Raw genomic sequence first — 14,399 nt, forward strand, 5'->3', positions numbered from 1 at the left:
CGCGTAAGGCCGCCGTTGAGGCCGCCATTGCCCGAGCCAAGGCTCGCAAAGCGGCGCAAAACGCAGAAAGCCCTGAGCCAGCTGTCGTTGAGCCAGAAGCCGTTGACCCGCGTAAGGCCGCCGTTGAGGCCGCCATTGCCCGAGCCAAGGCTCGCAAAGCGGCGCAAAACGCAGAAAGCCCTGAGCCAGCTGTCGTTGAGCCAGAAGCCGTTGACCCGCGTAAGGCCGCCGTTGAAGCTGCCATTGCCCGAGCCAAGGCTCGCAAAGCGGCGCAGAAAGCGGAAAGCGAACAATCAGCCCCACAAGAAGAACAAGATCCACGCAAAGCTGCAGTGGCTGCGGCAATTGCCCGCGTTCAGGCGCGTAAAGCCGCTCAGATGTCTCCAGAGGAATAAATGGTTTTTAAAATCGCAAGCTCCCCGTTTACCCATAATCAGCGCAGCACCGCGCGGATTATGATGCTGGTTTGTCTCGCAGCCCTGCCCGGCATCGCGATGCAGTGGTATTGGTTTGGCTGGGGAACGCTGATTCAGGTTGTACTGGGGATCGTCAGCGCTATGGTCGCCGAAGCGCTGGTGCTACGTCTGCGCAAAAAATCCGTACAAAACCACCTTGCCGATAACTCGGCGTTGCTCACCGGCCTGTTGCTGGGGATCAGTATTCCGCCTCTCGCGCCATGGTGGATGGTGGTTGTCGGGATGGTGTTTGCCATCATCATTGCCAAGCAGCTCTATGGCGGCCTTGGCAATAACCCGTTTAACCCGGCGATGATTGGCTACGTTGTGCTGCTGATTGCTTTCCCGGTGCAGATGACTTCCTGGCTGCCGCCGCAATCCATTGCCGCCAGCGTACCGGGTTTTGTTGACAGCCTGCAGGTGATTTTCCACGGCGCAACCGCCACCGGCGGTACCATGGATACGCTGCGCATGGGCGTGGACGGCATCAGCCAGGCCACGCCGCTGGACACCTTCAAAACCGGTCTGCACGCGGGGCACTCCGCAGAGCAACTTCTGAGTGCGCCAATCTATGGCGGCGCACTGGCGGGCCTCGGCTGGCAGTGGGTTAACCTGGCTTATCTGGCGGGCGGTCTGTTCCTGCTGTGGCGCGGCACCATTCGCTGGCATATCCCGGCGGGCTTCCTGGTGGCTTTGGTCGTCTGCTCCACGCTCGGCTGGGTTATTGCCCCGGAAAAATGCCTGTCGCCGATGGTGCATCTGTTCTCCGGTGCGACCATGCTCGGCGCGTTCTTTATCCTGACTGACCCGGTCACCGCCTCAACGACCAACCGTGGACGACTGATTTTCGGGGCGCTGGTTGGCCTGCTGGTCTGGCTGATTCGCACTTACGGCGGCTACCCAGACGGCGTGGCGTTCGCCGTGCTGCTAGGTAATATTACCGTGCCGCTGATCGACTACTACACCCGCCCTCGCGCGTACGGCCACCGCTAAGGAGACGCTATGTTTAAAACAATGCAAAAGCATGGCGTAGCCCTGGCGCTGTTTGCCGCTCTGTTTACCGGGCTGACGGCGCTGGTCAACGAACTCACCAAACCGACAATTGCCCAGCAATCGGCGCTGCAGCAAAAAATGTTATTTGATCAGGTGATTGCCGATGACGTCTACGATAACCCTATTCAGGACAGCTGCCTGGTGGTGAAGGACTCCTCGCTCGGCAAAGGCGCCCGACATATTTATGTGGCGCGTAAAGGCGATAAGCCCGTTGCCGTTGTCATGGAAGCCACCGCGCCGGACGGCTATTCTGGTGCTATACAGATTCTGGTTGCCGCCGATTTTAACGGCACCATCCTCGGCACCCGCGTGACCGAACACCACGAAACGCCGGGGCTTGGGGATAAAATAGAACTGCGTCTCAGCGACTGGATCACCCACTTTGCTAACAAACGCATTCAGGGCAGCAATGACCCGAGCTGGGCGGTCCAAAAAGACGGCGGGCAGTTCACGCAGTTTACCGGGGCAACCATTACCCCGCGCGCGGTAGTCAATGCCGTTAAGCGCGCTGGCCTGTTTGCAGAAACCCTGCCCGCGCAGCTCAACGAATTGCCGGCCTGTGGAGAACAACAATGAGCGAAACAAAACGCGTCCTGGTAAACGGGCTGTGGAAAAATAACTCGGCGCTGGTTCAGCTGCTGGGCCTTTGCCCGCTGCTGGCCGTCACCTCCACCGCCACCAACGCCCTCGGGCTTGGGCTGGCAACCACGCTGGTACTGACGCTGACCAACGGGACAATTTCCGCCCTTCGCCGCTGGGTGCCCGCTGAGATTCGTATTCCGGTGTACGTGCTGATCATCGCCTCGGTGGTCAGTATCGTGCAGATGCTGATCAACGCTTATGCATTTGGGCTCTACCAGTCGCTGGGGATCTTTATCCCGCTCATCGTCACCAACTGTATCGTCGTCGGGCGAGCCGAAGCCTACGCGGCAAAAGCCAGCGTGCCTTATGCCGCGCTGGATGGGTTTGCCACCGGGCTGGGCGCGACCAGCGCAATGTTTGTTTTAGGCTCGATTCGCGAGATTATTGGTAACGGCACCCTGTTTGACGGCGCGGACGGCCTGCTTGGCAACTGGGCGAAAGTGCTGCGCATTGAAGTCTTCCATACCGACACGCCTTTCCTGCTCGCCATGCTGCCGCCGGGCGCCTTTATTGGCCTCGGTATGCTGTTGGCGATAAAATACCTCATTGATGAAAAAATGAAGGCACGTCGCGCCCGCGAAAGCGCCGCCGCCGTAGCAGGCAATGCAGAGAAGGCTTAATGAATAACAGCAAGCGCGTTGAGATCCTCACCCGCCTGAGAGACAACAATCCTCATCCGACAACCGAACTCAATTTCAGCAGCCCTTTTGAGCTGCTGATTGCGGTTCTGCTGTCCGCTCAGGCCACCGACGTCAGCGTCAACAAGGCGACGGCAAAGCTGTACCCTGTCGCCAATACCCCGGCGACGATGCTGGCGCTTGGGGTAGACGGCGTAAAGGAGTACATCAAAACCATCGGCCTGTTTAACAGCAAAGCGGAGAATGTGATCAAAACCTGCCGCATGCTGCTTGACCTGCACGGTGGCGAAGTCCCTGAGGACCGGGCGGCGCTTGAGGCGCTGCCGGGCGTAGGCCGTAAAACTGCCAACGTCGTGCTGAACACGGCCTTCGGCTGGCCAACGATTGCCGTCGATACCCATATCTTCCGGGTGTGTAACCGCACTCAGTTTGCTGCCGGGAAAAACGTCGAGCAGGTAGAGGAAAAACTGCTGAAGGTGGTTCCGGCAGAATTTAAGGTCGACTGCCATCACTGGCTGATCCTCCATGGCCGCTATACCTGCATCGCGCGCAAGCCGCGCTGTGGCTCATGCATTATCGAAGATCTCTGCGAATTTAAAGAGAAGGTTGACGCCTGATCGCCTCGCCCGGGGCCAGCCTCGGGCTTCCTCTGTACTTCCCTGCCTTATAAACGCCCTTTTTGCACACTTTTATGCCGGAAATAACGCGGGATGATTTTATATTGTCCGCTCAATAATCGGCTCACCAGGTTAATCGTTTGTTTGCGATAAGAAATTTCTATAAATTTGTGATCTGCATCACTTTGATAACCTGAGGTTGCGTAAAGGTAACGAAATCACCACTAACGCCTTGCTATCGTTAGCAATAATGGATCTACGGCCATACAATAGGCCAGACATATTGAATATAGTGGTCATTAACACTGCATCACAGCTTCATAAGCAGAATATATAACTATAATGTTAAAAAATCGCTTTGAAAAAAGACAAAAAATCGTTAATAAATGAATTGGTAAAATTTAACGCTGAATAACAATTCACCTGATGGCGTATTATCTTGCCATGGATATATGTAACAGAATATTACAAACCCCTTGCCTGCAACCCCTGGATAGTGAACATTACCCCCCGTTTTTCCTTCCTAATAACAAGAAAAATGCTTACCCATGCGGTAAGACATAAGTAAGCCCCTTAATTAAAGCGGGATGTAAAAAAAGAGGTATATGTGTCGACTGCAAACAAAGAACCAGCAGAAAGCGTTAGTCTAAACGCCTTTAAGCAACCTAAATCGTTCTACCTGATTTTCTCTATCGAACTCTGGGAGCGTTTCGGCTATTACGGCCTGCAAGGCATCATGGCCGTTTACCTGGTCAAAATGCTGGGCATGTCCGAAGCGGACTCCATCACGCTGTTCTCCTCCTTTAGCGCCCTTGTTTATGGCCTGGTCGCGATTGGCGGCTGGCTGGGCGATAAAGTCCTCGGCACCAAACGCGTTATCATGCTTGGTACCGTCGTACTGGCTATCGGTTACGCCCTTGTGGCCTACTCCGGCCACGACGTGAGCGTGGTGTATATCGGGATGGCGACCATCGCCGTAGGTAACGGCCTGTTCAAGGCTAACCCTTCCGCGCTGCTGTCAACCTGCTATGAGAAAGACGACCCGCGTCTGGACGGTGCATTCACCATGTACTACATGTCCATCAACATCGGCTCCTTCTTCTCTATGCTCGCCACCCCATGGCTTGCGGCGCAGTATGGCTGGAGCACCGCGTTCTCCCTGAGCTTCGTGGGCATGCTGATTACGCTGGTGAACTTCATCTTCTGTAAGAGGTGGGTGAAGAACTATGGTTCCAAGCCTGACTTCGCACCGGTGCACTTCGGTAAGCTGATGGCAACCATCGCAGGCGTTGTAGTGCTTATTGCCGTGGCAACCTGGCTGCTGCACAACCAGGGCATTGCTCGCGCCGTGCTGGGCTTCGTTGCACTGGGTATCGTTATTATCTTCGCGAAAGAAGCTTTTGCGATGAAAGGCGCGGCTCGCCGCAAGATGATCGTGGCCTTCATCCTGATGGTTGAAGCTATCGTCTTCTTCGTGCTTTACAGCCAGATGCCAACCTCCCTGAACTTCTTCGCTATTCGCAACGTGGGCCACGAAATTCTGGGCATCACTTTCGAAGCCGAGCAGTTCCAAGCGCTGAACCCGTTCTGGATCATGATCGGTAGCCCGATTCTCGCCGCTATCTACAACAAAATGGGCGACCGCCTGCCGATGCCGCACAAGTTCGCAATCGGGATGGTGCTGTGCTCCTTCGCCTTCCTGGTTCTGCCGGTTGGCGCGAAGTTCGCTAACGAAGCGGGTATTGTGTCCGTAAACTGGCTGATTCTGAGCTATGCGCTGCAGAGTATTGGTGAGCTGATGATCTCCGGCCTGGGCCTCGCAATGGTGGCACAGCTGGTACCACAGCGCCTGATGGGCTTCATCATGGGCAGCTGGTTCCTGACGACTGCGGGTGCAGCAATCATCGCCGGTAAAGTTGCAGGCCTAATGGCGGTGCCGGAAAACGTGACTGACCCGCTGCAGTCTCTGGAAGTGTACGGTCGTGTCTTCATGCAGATCGGTATCGTCACCGGCGTGATTGCCGTGCTGATGCTGCTGACCGCGCCGAAGCTGAACCGCATGACGCTGAGCGAAGACAAAGCCGAAAAGGTTAACGAAACCGCTACCGCGTAATTTCTCCAGGAAAAATGATTATTTAGCCGCCGGCCTCACAGCTGGCGGCTTTTTTTTTCCCGGTGTCCGCACTAACATAAGTTATCTTAGCGCCCTAAAGGAGTTCGTCATGAAACTGTATTTCAAGCCCGGTGCCTGTTCCCTCTCCCCACACATTATCCTGCGTGAATCTGGCCTGGACTTTTCGCTGGTGAAAGTTGACCTCGCGACCAAGCGCACCGAAAACGGTGACGATTTTCTCGCCATTAACCCCAAAGGACAGGTGCCCGCTCTGGTACTGGATGACGGCTCTCTGCTGACCGAGGGCGTGGCTATCGTGCAATACCTGGCGGATAAAGTGCCCGATCGCCATCTGCTGGCCCCAGCAGGCAGCATGACTCGCTACCACACGCTGGAGTGGCTGAACTATGTGGCAACCGAGCTGCATAAAGGCTTTTCTCCGCTGTTCAACCCGGCAACCCCTGAAGAGTTCAAGGCCGTGGTTCGCAAGCAGATGGAGAAGAAATTCCACTATGTGAACGAGTCGCTGCAGGATAAGCAGTGGCTGATGGGGACCCGCTTCACCGTGGTGGACGCCTACCTGTTTACCGTGCTGCGCTGGGCCTATGGCCTGAAGCTGGATCTGGCCGGGCTGACAAACATCGAAGCCTACGTTGAGCGCATGAAGGCGCGCCCGGCTGTGTCTGCGGCGCTGACCGCCGAAGGGATTTAAATCAGGTCTGGATAGCAAAACGTCGGCGAGAGAAGTGATACCAGTCAGTTCGGTAAAAGAATAGGAAAATCAATTCATTGATTTTCGGCTGATAACTACAAAGAGGGAAAAACCACGTTTTTTTCCTCTTTGTCAGAAACTAAACGCCCTCTGCTGAGGGCGTTTTTTATTTCAGAGCTTCACCGCGGTGAAATAGTGTTCGGGTTTGGCAATCCCGTCCTGAGCCGCGACCAGCTGCAGTTCGTACTCGGCCATGCGTTTGGTGACGACCATAATGTCGTACACCGCCGCCGTAACGTGCTCCAGCGCTTCACGCAGCGTTGCCCCCTGCAGCAGCTTAACCAGCAGCAGGCCGCTGGTCACGTCACCCACGCCAACCGGCTGGCGCTCGCCAAAATCCACCAGCGGGCGATGGATGTGCCAGGCTTCGTCCGCCGTCACCAGCAGCATTTCAAAACGATCCTGCTGGTAGCCTGCGCGCGCCAGGTGCTTCACCAGCACAATTTCCGGCCCTTGAGCAATCAGCTCCCGGGCCGTCGCCACGGCTTCGTCCACGTTGTTTACGCTGTGGCCGCTGAGAATTTCCAGCTCAATCAGGTTCGGCGCGATGATATCGCTGGCAGGCATGGCGTAGCGCGTGTGGTATTCCGCCACGCCAGGCGCCACGATACAGCCTTTCTCCGGGTGACCCATCACCGGGTCACAGAAGTATTTTGCCTTCGGGTTAGCCGCTTTTACCTGACGCACAATGGAAAGAATATGTTCGCCCTGCTCAGCCGAGCCCAGATATCCGCTCAGAACCGCATCACAGCGCTCCAGTTGGCCGATATTCGCAATCCCCTGCACAATCTCGCTCAGGTGGCTGGCGGGCATCACCGTGCCGGTCCATTGCCCGTATTGCGTGTGGTTGGAGAACTGCACCGTGTTCAACGGCCAGACGTTGGCGCCCAGGCGGCGCATCGGGAATTCGGCGGCGCTGTTACCGGCGTGACCAAATACCACGTGGGACTGGATGGCAAGAATGTTTTTCATTTTCGACTCAGGTATCGCCAGGTGTTGTGCTTGCTAAAAAAAAGCACGGCATAAGCCGTGCTTTTCTGTTCCGATAACTTATTTCCAGCAGACGAGGCAGTAGTTCTTTTTACCGCGGCGCAGCAGGGTGTAACGGTTAAACAGGATGTCGCCTTCGGTGAAGGAGTATTCCGGGTCAGACTGTTTTTCACCGTTGATGGTGATTGCGTTCTGCGAGATGGTTTTACGCGCCTGGCCACGGGATGGCTGCAGCTCGGAATCCACCAACGCCTGTTGCAGGTCGGCACCGCGATCCATTTCGACCATCGGCACGCCGTCCTGAGCCAGCTGCTCAAAGTCGGCTTCGCTCAGTTCACTCAGGTTGCCGTTAAACAGGCTGGCAGTAATGCGCTTGGCCGCGGTCAGACCTTCTTCACCGTGCACCAGACGGGTGACCTGCTCGGCCAGCACGTACTGGGCGCGAGGTGCAGCCCCGCTGTTTTTGTCTTCTTCTTCCAGGGCATTGATCTCTGCAATGTCCATAAAGGTGAAGAACTTCAGGAAGCGATACACATCGGCATCCGCGGTGTTGATCCAGAACTGGTAGAACTTGTACGGGCTGGTTTTCTTCGGATCAAGCCAGACCGCGCCGCCTTCGGTTTTACCGAATTTGGTGCCGTCGGATTTAGTGATCAGCGGCACGGTCAGGCCGAAAGCCTGCTGCTGATGCAGACGGCGGGTCAGATCGATACCGGAGGTGATGTTGCCCCACTGGTCAGAACCGCCAATCTGCAGCACCACGCCGTGCAGTTTGTTCAGGCAGGCGAAGTCGTAACCCTGCAGCAGGTTGTAAGAGAACTCGGTGAAAGAGATCCCCACGTCGTCGCGGTTCAGACGCTGTTTTACCGCTTCTTTGTTAATCATCTGGTTAACAGAGAAGTGCTTGCCGATATCACGCAGGAAGGTCAACACGTTCATGCTGCCGAACCAGTCGTAGTTGTTTGCGGCGACGGCAGAATTATCCCCGCAGTTAAAGTCGAGGAACGGCGCAACCTGACGGCGGATTTTTTCCACCCACTCCTGCACGGTATCTTCGGTGTTCAGCTTACGCTCAACGGCTTTGAAGCTTGGGTCGCCGATAAGACCGGTGGCGCCGCCCACGAGGGCAACCGGCTTATGGCCTGCTTCCTGAAAGCGTTTCAGGCACAGCAGTGGAACCAGATGGCCCAAATGCAAGCTGTCGGCGGTCGGATCGAAGCCGCAATAGAGTGCAATTGGCCCTTGCGCCAGTCGCTCTGCTAACGCATCCTCATCCGTCACCTGGGCCACCAGGCCCCGCTCTTGCAATTGTTTGATCAAATTGATGTTCGACATCAAATTCTCCATCTCTAATACGACTGCACCTTTGCCGGTACACGGCTTTTCGCCCACTGGCGAAAGAATTCATTTTGAGGGCACATAGAATAAAGGGCTGGTGCAGTTAGCACCAGCGCTAAAGGTGAAAATCCTGACTTTACGGCGCGAGGCGGTCTATTTTCCAGGCAGTTCCGTCGCGCTGGTAGAGAAAGCGATCGTGCAGACGGTGTTCGCCCCCCTGCCAGAACTCCATCTGGTCGATGCTGACGCGGTAGCCGCCCCAAAAACTCGGCAGCGGCACTTCCCCCTGCTGAAACTTCTGTTTCAGCTCGAGGAATTTGCTTTCCAGCACGCCGCGCGCGGATATGCGGCTCGATTGCTTCGATACCCAGGCGCCTATCTGGCTGTCCTTCGGGCGGCTGTGGAAGTATTTCAACACTTCGAGGGTGGATAACCGCTCGGCGGTGCCCTGCACCATCACCTGGCGCTCCAGCATATGCCACGGGAAATGCAGGCTAACGCGGGGGTTGTGTTCGATGTGGTGCGCCTTGCGGGAGCCCAGGTTGGTGTAAAACACCAGCCCTTTTTCATCAAAATGCTTTAGCAGGACGATGCGTTGATACGGCTGGCCGTTTTCGTCAACCGTGGCCACGACCATGGCAGTCGGGTCGGCAAGTTTGGCTTCGCAGGCCTGAGCCAGCCAGCGTTCAAAAAGCGGCAGCGGGGTGTCGGTGAGATCGTGGCGGCGCAGGCCACCTTTGGTGTATTCGCGGCGCAAATGCGCAATCTGTTGCAAAGAGTCGTTATCAGACATGGCGTTACATCAGGCTATCCTCGGGTGGAGCTATTGTGCTCTCCACCCTGAGAAATCTCAACGTTTGGCCGTCTGTAGCTGGCAATTATTCAGCACGATTGTGTCTTTGCGATAGACGGTTGCGCTGTCGCCCTTCGACCAAAAGACGTACACGCCGTCGGTATAACGTGCGCCGGACGCGGAAAGCCCCTGCGTCAGGTTCAGCATCTGGTTATCGTAGACAAAGCTAACCTGCTGTTTGTCGTTATTCAGCTTCACGGTGAGCGGTTTTTCATCGCACTGATACGCCAGCGTATCGGTATGCATTTTTTCGAGAAAAGCGTTGTAGTAACTACAGCCGGCGAGCAGCAGTGGCACGGTGGCAACGAGCAGTTTTTTCATCTGAGTATCCTGAAGATCTTGTTATCCCTGGAGGGCATGCGCCCTCCTTAACGCTAGCAGTTTAGCGGCTGCGGGATGAAGATAATTTCAGTTAACTCTTATTATGACGCGGATTAGCAGGATAAATGGCACCGAGGATGGTCGGCTCAGAGGCACCGGTTACCGAAGGCAGGTTGCCCGGCAGGCCGGACATTGTTCGGTAGGCCAGCCAGGCAAACGCCAGCGCTTCCATATCGTCCCCGCTTATCCCGGCTTCATCGGTCGTCGTCACTTCCGTACCCGGCAGCAGCGCAGCGAGGCGCGCCATCAGAAGCGGGTTACGGCTGCCTCCGCCGCACACCATGAGTCGTTCACAGCCGCCGCTCAGGAGTACCTGCTCGGCGATGGTTGTCGCCGTCAGCTCAGTCAGCGTGGCCTGCACATCTTCTCCGGCAAGCGCCGGGAACATCGCAAGCTGGCGCTCAAGCCAGCCATAGTTAAAGTATTCGCGGCCCGTACTTTTGGGCGCAGGTGAGGCGAAGTAAGGATCGCTCAGCATTTGCTGCAACAAAGGAAGAACGACTTTGCCCTGGCTCGCCCATTCGGCGTCTTTGTCATAGCCTTTTCCACGCTGCCGCCAGATCCACGCATCCATCAGCATATTACCGGGCCCGGTGTCGTAGCCTCTGACCGGCTGGTCTGGGATCAGCAAAGAGAGGTTGGCAATGCCGCCGATGTTGAGCACCATTCGGCGCTCAACCGGATGAGCGAGCAACGCTTGGTGAAACGCCGGCACCAGCGGCGCGCCCTGCCCGCCAAGCGCCATATCGCGGCGGCGAAAATCACCGACGACGGTAATACCGGTCAGCGCGGCAATATGGTTGTTGTCGCCAATTTGCATAGTGTGGGCGGCCTCGCCCTGCGGCTCATGCCACACCGTTTGCCCGTGGCAGCCAATGGCCGTGACGTCTTCAGGCCGCAGCCCTTCGCGCTTAATAAGGATTTGCACCGCCTCGGCGAACAATTTACCCAGCCGGTTGTCCAACTGGCCTAGCTGGGACAGCGTGAGTTGCTGCCCCTGGCAAACGGCAAGAACCGCGTTTTTGATGGCCAGCGGCATCGGGTGGCTGTAGCTCGCCTGCTGAACGACCAGATGTTCGTCGATAGCAGCCAGCACCACATCGATACCATCCAGACTGGTGCCTGACATCACGCCTATATAACGACCTGACTTCATCCGTCACTCCTTATTCTCGCCGGGGCGGTAAATTAATGTGGTTAAACTAGCACGCAATATTATGATTTATTAATAATATTAATTAATAATCTGTGTCAGTCGCGGCAGAAAGCAGTACGGCATTTAAGCCAAACTCGCACAGCGCGGCGGTTTAATTGTTGTTAAAGACATTTGATTTACTATTTTTACAGGATTGTTGTAGAACAAACATGAACTATGGCCAGGAATTGCCATATAATTTAGTCATAACGGATGCTCACCGAGCGTTGATGGTTCACAGGAGAGGTACAAATGATTTCACGTATTTTGGCAGTTTCACTGGTTGCTTTCACCCTTGCTGGCTGCGCCAACGAAGGGCTGTCCGGCGATGTGTACAACGCGTCTGAAGCTAAACAGGTAAGAACCGTGACCTACGGGACCATTACCCACGTTCGCGCGGTGACCATCAAAGGCAGCGACAGCAATAGCACTATCGGGGCTATCGGCGGTGCGGTACTGGGTGGCCTGTTGGGTAACACCGTCGGCGGTGGCACCGGACGTACTCTGGCCACCGCAGGCGGCGCCGTAGCCGGTGGCCTGGCGGGTGATGCCGTCGGCGGCGCAATGGGCAACAGCAAAGGCGTTGAGCTGGAAATCCGTAAAGATGACGGCCAGACCATCATCGCCGTGCAGAAACAGGGTGACACCCGTTACTCCGTTGGCCAGCGTGTAGCCATCTCCGGCAGCGGCAACAACATCACCGTTGCTCCTCGCTAAGACAACATCGCCAAATGAATTAAGGCCCGCATAGCGGGCCTTTTCTGTTAGTAAGTAATGCCGGGCGGATTCACCTCCGACTGGGCAACTTCTTCCCCCTGCTCCCCCCACCGCGCAAGCACCTGCTGATACTCTCCCCGCTGAATAGCGCCATCCAGCGCCGCCTGCAGCGCGTACACCAGCCCGTTGCCCTTTTTCGTTGTCGTCGCCACATAGGCCTTTTTCGGCCCCAGCCCAACCACACGCGTAGTGCCGGTTAACGCGGCTTTATAGGCGGTGATTGACTGCGGTCCAAAAAATACGTCGGCCCGGCCAGACTGAATATAAAGGTTGGCGGAGGCATCGTCGGTCACATACACAGGCAAGGCGGGCTCGCGCCCGGCACCTTCGTTTTCTGCATTCCAGCCTAGCAAAATACGCTCCTGATTTGTACCTGACCCGACGATAACCTTCCGCCCGGCGAGATCTTCTGCCTTAGCGATAGACTGAATCGGGCTGCTGGCCTTCACCGCAAAAGAGAGCGAGTCCACGCGATAGGTGGCAAAATCAAATTTCTCTTTCCGCTGCTCCGTCACGGCAATGTTTACCAGCGCCACATCATAGCGCCCGGAGGTGATGCCCAGCGGCCAGTCTTCCCACGCGGTCGGCACCAGCTTCAGTTTCAGGCCAAGGCTACCGGCCAGCAGGCGGGCTATGTCCGGGTCGCTGCCTATGCGCGTGCGGTTATCGCTGGCCAGCAGCGCCAGCGGCGGAGAGTTAAGCGCGGAGATCGCCACCGTTAATGTACCGGGCTCGACAAACCTGTAGCCTGCGGGGATTTTGGCAATCGCCTTTTCATCCCGCGCCACGCTCAAAGGCTTTTCATTGGCAACAAGGTCAATATTCGTCTGCGCGGACAAAGCGGAAAAAGAGATCAACAGCGCGATAAAGCCATATTTCATCTCACAGCACCTTCGATAAAAATTGACGGGTGCGCGGGTGCTGCGGGCGATTCAGCACTTCGTCGCTGCTTCCCTGCTCGACAATTTTGCCGTCGACCATAAACACCACCTGATCGGCCACTTCCCGTGCAAAGCCGATTTCATGCGTGACGACTACAAGCGTCGTGCCCGAACGGGCCAGTCTTTTAATCACGTCCAGCACTTCGCCGACCAGCTCAGGGTCAAGCGCTGACGTTGGCTCATCAAACAGCATCACCCGTGGGCTCAGTGCCAGCGCGCGGGCAATGGCAATACGCTGCTGCTGCCCGCCGGATAAGTGCCGCGACCAGGCATCGGCTTTATTGCGCAGCCCGACGATGTCCAGCAGATCATACGCACGCTCAATCGCCTCTTTGCGGCTCAGCTGTTTATGAGCCACCGGTGCTTCAATCAGGTTCTCCAGCACCGTCATGTGGGGAAACAGATTGAAGTTCTGAAAGACATAGCCCACGTTGGCCCGCTGGCGCAGGATCTCCTTTTCTTTCAGCTCGTACAGTTTGTCCCCTTTCAGACGGTACCCAATGTAATCGCCGTCAATCTGGATGTAGCCTTCGTCCACCCGCTCAAGGTGGTTGATGGTGCGCAACAGCGTAGATTTACCGGATCCGGATGGCCCGAGGATCACCGTCACCGTACCAGGCGGGATCTCAAGCGAAACATCATCCAGCGCCTTATGGCGACCGAAATATTTGCTGACGCCGGTAATGGAAATATGGCCGTTATGAGAGGTTGGCATGGACCGGCTCCTGGGCAACGGGGGCTGTGGACGGCGCAGCGCTGCGGGCGGTGCGCGTTTGGTTGATGGCGGAGCGGCGTTCGCTGCGGGCCAGCGAGCGTTCAACCAGGTACTGAATCACCGACAGTACGCTGGTGATCACCAGATACCAGACGGCCGCCACCATCAGCAGCGGGATCACCTGCTGCGTGCGGTTGTAGATCATCTGGATGGTGTAAAACAGCTCCGGCATCGCCAGCACGTAAACCATCGCCGTGCCTTTAGCGAGGCTGATGATTTCGTTGAACCCGGCGGGCAGGATCGTGCGCAGCGCCTGCGGCAAAATAATCCGCACGGTACGCCGCCACGCGGGCAAACCTAACGCTGCGGCGGCTTCGTATTGCCCGTGATCCACCCCCAGAAAACCACCTCTAACAATCTCTGCGGTGTAGGCGCTTTGCACCAGCGTCAGCCCCACTACTGCCGTCGAAAACTGCCCCAGCACGTTAATCGTGTCGTAGCTGCCCCAGACGATGCTGGTGAAAGGCACCCCAATCGACAGCGTGTCGTACAGGTAGGAGAAGTTGTAGAGCACGATCAGCACGACAATCAGCGGCAGGGAGCGAAACAGCCAGATGTAACTCCAGGCCAGGCTGCTCAACAGCCAGGAAGAAGAGAGCCTTGCCAGCGCGAGTAAGCCCCCGAGCACCACGCTCAGCGCCGTGCCCAGCAGCGTTAACAACAGCGTTTGCCCCAATCCCTCCAGAATGACCGGATCAAAAAACCAGTGGGCAAAAACGCCCCATTCCCAGCGAGGGTTAAACGCGACGGATTGCACCACCACCGCGAGCACAAACAGCGCAATCACTGCCCCCACGGTGCGCAACGGGTAACGCGCGGGCACCACTTTAATGGTTTCAGACGTTTTCATCGTCACTCC

15 protein-coding genes and 1 pseudogene are annotated in these 14,399 nt (G+C 56.5%); 8 read left to right on the forward strand and 8 right to left on the reverse strand.

What is annotated here, in order from left to right; genetic code table 11:
• From WFK85_RS00005 to gstA, 7 genes and pseudogenes are all read left to right on the forward strand, one after another.
• Window positions 1–395 (forward strand): annotated as a pseudogene (locus WFK85_RS00005) (electron transport complex subunit RsxC); the annotation flags it as partial.
• Window positions 396–1,448, forward strand: coding sequence for an electron transport complex subunit RsxD (rsxD, locus tag WFK85_RS00010; RefSeq protein ID WP_008456425.1), 1,053 nt, complete (start codon window positions 396–398; stop codon window positions 1,446–1,448). It begins immediately after the preceding pseudogene.
• A gap of 9 nt (window positions 1,449–1,457) precedes the next feature.
• Window positions 1,458–2,084, forward strand: a complete 627-nt coding sequence (gene rsxG / locus WFK85_RS00015; protein WP_336709513.1) for an electron transport complex subunit RsxG — start codon at window positions 1,458–1,460, stop codon at window positions 2,082–2,084.
• Window positions 2,081–2,770 (forward strand): electron transport complex subunit E, encoded by a 690-nt coding sequence (locus tag WFK85_RS00020; protein WP_008456427.1) that lies wholly within the window; start codon window positions 2,081–2,083, stop codon window positions 2,768–2,770. The genes rsxG and WFK85_RS00020 overlap by 4 nt, the downstream gene beginning before the upstream one ends.
• The gene (gene nth, locus WFK85_RS00025) at window positions 2,770–3,405 is read left to right on the forward strand and encodes an endonuclease III (RefSeq protein WP_008456428.1); all 636 of its coding nucleotides are present in this window, start codon (window positions 2,770–2,772) and stop codon (window positions 3,403–3,405) included. Before WFK85_RS00020 ends, nth begins: the two co-directional genes overlap by 1 nt.
• Window positions 3,406–4,012: 607 nt before the next feature.
• Window positions 4,013–5,518, forward strand: coding sequence for a dipeptide/tripeptide permease DtpA (dtpA, locus tag WFK85_RS00030; protein WP_336709516.1), 1,506 nt, complete (start codon window positions 4,013–4,015; stop codon window positions 5,516–5,518).
• Between the two features lie 109 nt (window positions 5,519–5,627).
• Window positions 5,628–6,230 (forward strand): glutathione transferase GstA, encoded by a 603-nt coding sequence (gene gstA / locus WFK85_RS00035; RefSeq protein ID WP_166874700.1) that lies wholly within the window; start codon window positions 5,628–5,630, stop codon window positions 6,228–6,230.
• Between the two features lie 171 nt (window positions 6,231–6,401).
• Here gstA and pdxY read toward each other — a convergent pair whose 3' ends face one another.
• The 5 genes from pdxY to anmK all read right to left on the reverse strand — a co-directional run bounded on the left by pdxY (window position 6,402) and on the right by anmK (window position 11,008).
• Entirely contained in the window at window positions 6,402–7,262 is an 861-nt protein-coding gene (gene pdxY / locus WFK85_RS00040) for a pyridoxal kinase PdxY (RefSeq protein ID WP_008456431.1), read from the reverse strand.
• A gap of 78 nt (window positions 7,263–7,340) precedes the next feature.
• Window positions 7,341–8,615: a tyrosine--tRNA ligase gene (tyrS, locus tag WFK85_RS00045; RefSeq protein ID WP_008456432.1), complete on the reverse strand. Its 1,275-nt coding sequence runs from the start codon at window positions 8,613–8,615 to the stop codon at window positions 7,341–7,343.
• Between the two features lie 139 nt (window positions 8,616–8,754).
• Window positions 8,755–9,411, reverse strand: coding sequence for a pyridoxamine 5'-phosphate oxidase (gene pdxH, locus WFK85_RS00050; protein WP_008456433.1), 657 nt, complete (start codon window positions 9,409–9,411; stop codon window positions 8,755–8,757).
• A 57-nt stretch (window positions 9,412–9,468) separates the two neighbouring features.
• Window positions 9,469–9,792, reverse strand: coding sequence for a C-type lysozyme inhibitor (gene mliC, locus WFK85_RS00055; protein ID WP_008456434.1), 324 nt, complete (start codon window positions 9,790–9,792; stop codon window positions 9,469–9,471).
• Window positions 9,793–9,883: 91 nt separating this feature from the next.
• Window positions 9,884–11,008, reverse strand: a complete 1,125-nt coding sequence (anmK, locus tag WFK85_RS00060; protein WP_336709520.1) for an anhydro-N-acetylmuramic acid kinase — start codon at window positions 11,006–11,008, stop codon at window positions 9,884–9,886.
• A gap of 291 nt (window positions 11,009–11,299) precedes the next feature.
• Here anmK and WFK85_RS00065 point away from each other — a divergent pair, with 291 nt between their 5' ends.
• Window positions 11,300–11,764, forward strand: a complete 465-nt coding sequence (locus tag WFK85_RS00065; protein WP_008456437.1) for a glycine zipper 2TM domain-containing protein — start codon at window positions 11,300–11,302, stop codon at window positions 11,762–11,764.
• Window positions 11,765–11,811: 47 nt separating this feature from the next.
• Here the strand turns inward: WFK85_RS00065 and WFK85_RS00070 are convergent, their stop codons facing one another.
• From WFK85_RS00070 to WFK85_RS00080, 3 genes are read right to left on the reverse strand one after another with little or no spacing between them, the layout of a single operon-like run.
• The gene (locus WFK85_RS00070; RefSeq protein WP_166994139.1) at window positions 11,812–12,705 is read right to left on the reverse strand and encodes a transporter substrate-binding domain-containing protein; all 894 of its coding nucleotides are present in this window, start codon (window positions 12,703–12,705) and stop codon (window positions 11,812–11,814) included.
• Between the two features lies 1 nt (window position 12,706).
• Complete coding sequence (locus tag WFK85_RS00075) at window positions 12,707–13,480, reverse strand: ATP-binding cassette domain-containing protein (RefSeq protein WP_166994137.1); 774 nt, start codon at window positions 13,478–13,480, stop codon at window positions 12,707–12,709.
• Window positions 13,464–14,390, reverse strand: coding sequence for an amino acid ABC transporter permease (locus WFK85_RS00080; RefSeq protein ID WP_336709524.1), 927 nt, complete (start codon window positions 14,388–14,390; stop codon window positions 13,464–13,466). The genes WFK85_RS00075 and WFK85_RS00080 overlap by 17 nt, the downstream gene beginning before the upstream one ends.
• Window positions 14,391–14,399 lie beyond the last annotated feature (9 nt).

Source organism: Cedecea sp. VD22 (assembly GCF_037150195.1).
In the GTDB taxonomy this organism is placed as follows: domain Bacteria; phylum Pseudomonadota; class Gammaproteobacteria; order Enterobacterales; family Enterobacteriaceae; genus Cedecea.

Excerpts from the sequence above, each read along its gene's own strand:
- rsxD (WP_008456425.1), top strand. The coding sequence starts at position 396 with ATGGTTTTTAAAATCGCAAGCTCCCCGTTTACCCATAATCAGCGCAGC.
- rsxG (WP_336709513.1), top strand. The coding sequence starts at position 1,458 with ATGTTTAAAACAATGCAAAAGCATGGCGTAGCCCTGGCGCTGTTTGCC.
- WFK85_RS00020 (WP_008456427.1), top strand. The coding sequence starts at position 2,081 with ATGAGCGAAACAAAACGCGTCCTGGTAAACGGGCTGTGGAAAAATAAC.
- nth (WP_008456428.1), top strand. The coding sequence starts at position 2,770 with ATGAATAACAGCAAGCGCGTTGAGATCCTCACCCGCCTGAGAGACAAC.
- gstA (WP_166874700.1), top strand. The coding sequence starts at position 5,628 with ATGAAACTGTATTTCAAGCCCGGTGCCTGTTCCCTCTCCCCACACATT.
- pdxY (WP_008456431.1), bottom strand. The coding sequence starts at position 7,262 with ATGAAAAACATTCTTGCCATCCAGTCCCACGTGGTATTTGGTCACGCC.
- tyrS (WP_008456432.1), bottom strand. The coding sequence starts at position 8,615 with ATGTCGAACATCAATTTGATCAAACAATTGCAAGAGCGGGGCCTGGTG.
- pdxH (WP_008456433.1), bottom strand. The coding sequence starts at position 9,411 with ATGTCTGATAACGACTCTTTGCAACAGATTGCGCATTTGCGCCGCGAA.
- mliC (WP_008456434.1), bottom strand. The coding sequence starts at position 9,792 with ATGAAAAAACTGCTCGTTGCCACCGTGCCACTGCTGCTCGCCGGCTGT.
- anmK (WP_336709520.1), bottom strand. The coding sequence starts at position 11,008 with ATGAAGTCAGGTCGTTATATAGGCGTGATGTCAGGCACCAGTCTGGAT.
- WFK85_RS00065 (WP_008456437.1), top strand. The coding sequence starts at position 11,300 with ATGATTTCACGTATTTTGGCAGTTTCACTGGTTGCTTTCACCCTTGCT.
- WFK85_RS00070 (WP_166994139.1), bottom strand. The coding sequence starts at position 12,705 with ATGAAATATGGCTTTATCGCGCTGTTGATCTCTTTTTCCGCTTTGTCC.
- WFK85_RS00075 (WP_166994137.1), bottom strand. The coding sequence starts at position 13,480 with ATGCCAACCTCTCATAACGGCCATATTTCCATTACCGGCGTCAGCAAA.
- WFK85_RS00080 (WP_336709524.1), bottom strand. The coding sequence starts at position 14,390 with ATGAAAACGTCTGAAACCATTAAAGTGGTGCCCGCGCGTTACCCGTTG.